5 protein-coding genes and 1 pseudogene are annotated in these 4,283 nt (G+C 49.0%); 4 read left to right on the top strand and 2 right to left on the bottom strand.

The genetic code is table 11. From position 1 onward, the window contains the following. Positions 1-582: 582 nt before the first annotated feature. Together IAI47_RS21905 and IAI47_RS21900 are read right to left on the bottom strand one after the other, a co-directional pair. On the bottom strand, positions 583-858 hold the full coding sequence (locus tag IAI47_RS21905; protein ID WP_187961305.1) for a hypothetical protein: 276 nt from the start codon (positions 856-858) through the stop codon (positions 583-585). Positions 859-868: 10 nt separating this feature from the next. Continuing rightward, entirely contained in the window at positions 869-1,195 is a 327-nt protein-coding gene (locus tag IAI47_RS21900) for a helix-turn-helix domain-containing protein (RefSeq protein ID WP_255527194.1), read from the bottom strand. A gap of 685 nt (positions 1,196-1,880) precedes the next feature. Between IAI47_RS21900 and IAI47_RS21895 the strand changes: the two genes are divergently transcribed. From IAI47_RS21895 to IAI47_RS21885, 4 genes and pseudogenes are all read left to right on the top strand, one after another. Further along, entirely contained in the window at positions 1,881-2,180 is a 300-nt protein-coding gene (locus tag IAI47_RS21895) for a hypothetical protein (RefSeq protein ID WP_187961308.1), read from the top strand. Further along, positions 2,177-2,914 (top strand): annotated as a pseudogene (locus IAI47_RS22240) (relaxase/mobilization nuclease domain-containing protein); the annotation flags it as partial. The gene IAI47_RS21895 and the pseudogene IAI47_RS22240, both read left to right, overlap by 4 nt. 508 nt (positions 2,915-3,422) lie before the next feature. Then, positions 3,423-3,656 (top strand): MbeD/MobD family mobilization/exclusion protein, encoded by a 234-nt coding sequence (locus tag IAI47_RS22235; protein ID WP_370581761.1) that lies wholly within the window; start codon positions 3,423-3,425, stop codon positions 3,654-3,656. Between the two features lie 117 nt (positions 3,657-3,773). Further along, a complete protein-coding gene (locus IAI47_RS21885) occupies positions 3,774-4,214 on the top strand; it encodes a hypothetical protein (protein ID WP_187961306.1) in 441 nt (146 codons plus the stop codon). Positions 4,215-4,283: the final 69 nt, after the last annotated feature.

The raw sequence follows: 4,283 nt of genomic DNA, 5'->3' as shown, positions 1-4,283 counted from the left end.
CATCAATCATATCAAATTAAAAACCTTTTATTACAGTAAGTTAATCCAACTTATTAGCTTTTTTCGAAAAAAATTGAAAAAAAATTTTTATTTTTATTTTTTATGTGGTTTAATAAATTTGGGGAAACTTGATGTAGGAGTTTCAATGTTACAGAAAAAAGGGGTGTGATTTGAAGTGATATTTTGGTAAAGCTGTTGTTTGTCCGCAAACAGATAATAGCAGAGCCGACGTTTACGTCAAGCATAATCTTTTGGACCAAGGAATCTGTTTTCCTGCCTTGCAAGTGTGGCATTGAGGCGCCGATTGGTACTCAATATGATTGATTATGTTACAGATTTACTTATTACTAAAATGGTCAGCTCTCAGGTCTATCAGCTTGCAATGATCCTGTGCGCGTTACCAACGGCAAAGTTGGTAGTCATTCTCGCCATCCTGTTTATGTTGGCGTTACTAATAAGAGAGCTCAAAGGTTCTAAGTAAGCTTATCAGAAGCGGCACGGATGCCGCTTCTGATAACAGTTAGCACCCTTATGGCAGAATCCCGATCCAACTATGTTACTAGTTGGATAGATTTTCGACGCCTATGGTTTGCTCAGTAGCGGGAGATAGTATGTTTTGTAAAAAATTTCTTTCAAAACATCTATATATGGCCTGCTAGCTGTCTGGAAGTGATGTTTTTCGCCATCAATAAACACGGTGATGTCATCAAGCCCAGATGAGACTGAGTTTTTATCACCGCCATCAATACAGCTAAAGAAAGTCAAAAGACATTCAGTAAGGCTGTCATTGGCTTTTGGGTTTTGAAGAATTACATAGGCCATATCTTCTGCAAACTTCGCTGCTAATTCGTCTGTCATATGGCCTCCTTTAAGCTCGACCGCCCTGGATAACGCTCAGGCTGTTTGTAAGAGCTTTTTTATGATTACTCACAGTGCCTTTCCAACCAAACTGGGGATTTAGGCGATAAGTTTTGCTGCGGCCGATCTTAGGTCCTTCAAGAATAATGCCAAACTCAATTAAATTTTTAACGGCGCGGCTGACATGGGTTTTCTGCATGCTTAAAGCATCTGCAATGTCTATCTGAGCGACTTGAATATAATTTTCATAATCGAGCTCAGCTAAGAGAGCCATTAACACTCGCATTTGATCATGGTTCAGCTCATTGGCAATAGTGATCAGTGCTGCTTGATTCATAGTAAAATGCCTCTGAAATGATGATTTCTGCTTAGGTCGGACTACTGCAACAAATCCACCTAAATCCTCTCCTGTTTCGAGGTCTACTTGTGTGACTCTCCGCATCCGAATCTACCCTGATAGTTACCATGTGTGGTAACTAAGTTACCACCTGTGGTAACTATTATCAAAAAGTTTCCTTTGCTGATGCGCCTTGCGGGATACCCCCTTCTGTATCTTGTTACTCTGGTAATGCTGAACACATTGTATGTCATACCGAGTGAACGCATTTCTATGCCCGTTCAGGCGATATTCCGCTTCCTCGTTCCGGCTGTTCGTTCCTCGCTGCGCTGCGGTACGCCTCAACCGGAACTTGCGGCGAGCGGTACTGGTTTTCAGGCTGGCGTTTTCTCTGGCTGAATCGTCAATTTGTAAATCGCGGGGGCCCCTCTGGGGTTCCGATTTACTGATTGACGACCCCACAGATAAACACGCTTGGCAGAAGTGGATGGTTTCACGCAGTGAGGCCATCCACCTGACAGACGCCGTTGCCCTGGGCGAGGAAGCAAAGCGACCGCTTCAAGGGAGGGGTCAAGGGGAGGCGAAGCCGCCCATTGCAAGGCCCGATGTGCGACATTGAGCGTAGCGAAATGTAGCAACATCGGGTAGCCTTGTTTAAACTGCAATATTCGACGGCGGAGGTGGAATGGAAAAGCGCGATAACATGCTGCGGGTCAGGTTTTCTGACGCGGAATTTGAGGCGCTGAAACAGCTGGCCGAAGATGCAGGCTGCACCATGTCCGAGCTGGTTCGCGATCATCTCGGCAGGGTCAGCGTGCGCAACAAAGACGTCGATCGGGAACGGATTGCGATGCTTAATCGCATCAATGCCAACCTAAACATGATTGCCCGCTGGGTGAACACGCACAAATCGGCGGCTTCCTCGGTTGAGGTGGTCGCTCACCTGATAGATATCGAGCGCCATATTCGGGAGCTGTCGCAATGATTGTGGGTTTCAGCAGGCACGGCACTGGAGGCGGCGGTGGCCCGGTCGGCTATGTCACCGATAAAACGCGGCCCGGACGGGAAGATTCACCGCCAGAGGTACTAAGGGGATCGCCGGATGCTACCCGCAACCTTATCGACTCGCTCGATTTCCGGCACAAGTACACTTCTGGCGTGCTTTCTTTCGCCCCGGAGGAGAAGGTCACGCCGGAAATGGAGCGGGAGTTCATGGATCGCTTTGAACAGGTCGCGTTCGCGGGGCTTGAAGCCGATCAGTACAACATTCTCTGGGTCAGACATATCCATGCCGGGCATCACGAGCTGCATTTTGTGACGCCCCGCGTTGAGCTTGGCACAGGGAAGAGCTTGAATATTCGCCCGCCCGGAAATGCTGCAAAACAGGCGTTCGATGACCTGCGGAGTGAAATCAACGCCAGATATGGTCTGGCTGACCCTGATGACCCACGGCGCTCACGTGAGATTGCTCAGCCTGATCATGAGCTAAAAATCGCCGCAGAAGCCCACAGAAGGGGTGAGAAGCCACAGGAAGACATCAGGCTACTCATAGACGCGGTTTTGTCTCAGAGGGCTGCACAGGGGCTTATACGCAGTCGTAGCGACGTTATCGAGCAGGTTTCAGACCTTGGAATGCAGGTAATGCGCGAAGGTAAAAATTACATCACTGTGTCAGATCCGCAGAGCGGCCAGCGGTGGCGCATGAAAGGGGGACTTTATGAGCGTGAGTTTGACGCTGCAGGAGCGATTGAAGCAGCAGCATCTCGCAGAGAGCGAGACTATTCAAAGCCTGACGAAGCAGCAGCTGAGCAGTTTGCGAAACGAGTTGAACGGCATATTTCAGCAAGAGCTGAATACCATGCTGGAAGATATGCGCCGGCAGCTGCACGACACGACAGAGGATATGCGCCAGAGCCGGCAGAGCATGTTGCTGACCGTCGTGAAAAACCGGGTGATATTCCCGGCCCTGAGCGCGGTTACGATCTTGGCCGTTATCTTTCTGAGCGGCTGGGGTCTGAGTACGTTTCAGGAAAGCCGGATCATGGCCAACTGGCAGGAGATCAACAGCCAGAAAGCCACGTTAGCGGCGCTGGAGAGCAAAACAGCGGGCCTGAACATCGTTCAGGACAAGAACGGGACGTTCGTCGTTCTGCCCAAAGGAGCGAAAGTGGACGACAGCGGCTGGACAGTCGGGAAGCAAAGCGCCCTGCGGATCGTGAGGTAAACCATGACGGAACTGGAAACGCACTTATTGAGCGCCTTGAAGCGTATGGAGCAGCAATTCAGCGAGCAACTCAGAGCATCCGAGAAGGCGCAGGCCGCCTTGCAGAGCATGTTCGAGCGTACTGCGGAAGACAACGCCACGCTGTTGAAGCAAGTCAGCTTCTTAGACAATCGGGTGAACGTGTTATCGGAGCAGCTGAAGCAGTTCGGGAGCCTTTACAGGCAGAACAGGCGCTGAGAAAAAAATTAGATTTCCAAGAAACCTCAAAGCAGAAAAATTATGAAACCGCTTCTTTGACACGAAACTCAAGTCGGGACCATGGTCCAAGTATTTAGTTAAACAGGAGATACTGAGATGGCTGCAATCTACAAAGGGCTACAGTTTAAAACTTCGCTTCATGCTACTTGGGCCGCTTTCTTCGACTTAGTGGGATGGGAATGGCATGTAAATCCTGCTTCCGTTGATGATTGGTCGCCTGACTTTTGGGTTAGTTTTCCATGCAGCCACTCCGAGTGCAGTGAACACACTCTGCTTATTGCGGTATTACCTTTGAATAATATCGCGAGTTTCGGAGGCCATCCATGCTTAGACCACGCTTTTGGCATTGAGGATGATCCTCAAGGGATTCACAATCGGGTGGATGCCGGGGCAGCATTCGGTAACTCTCCTATGGTAACCCAATGGGAGTTTGCTCATGGTGCTGGCGGAGGAGAGTTTGAAGTGACTTATTTTGTTGATAATGCTGCTGAAGTCTGGGAAACAGCAAAAAACCGCATCCTCAGCCAATCCATCTAAAACCATTCTAAGCCCTAAATCTCAATCACTGGTTTTAGGGCTTTTTTATGCTCTAAAAACACAAATCTG

The organism is Pantoea sp. MT58 (assembly GCF_014495885.1).
In the GTDB taxonomy this organism is placed as follows: Bacteria; Pseudomonadota; Gammaproteobacteria; order Enterobacterales; family Enterobacteriaceae; genus Pantoea; species Pantoea eucalypti.
Note: the sequence above shows the minus strand (reverse complement) of the source record. Positions and strands in the feature narration are given on the sequence as shown.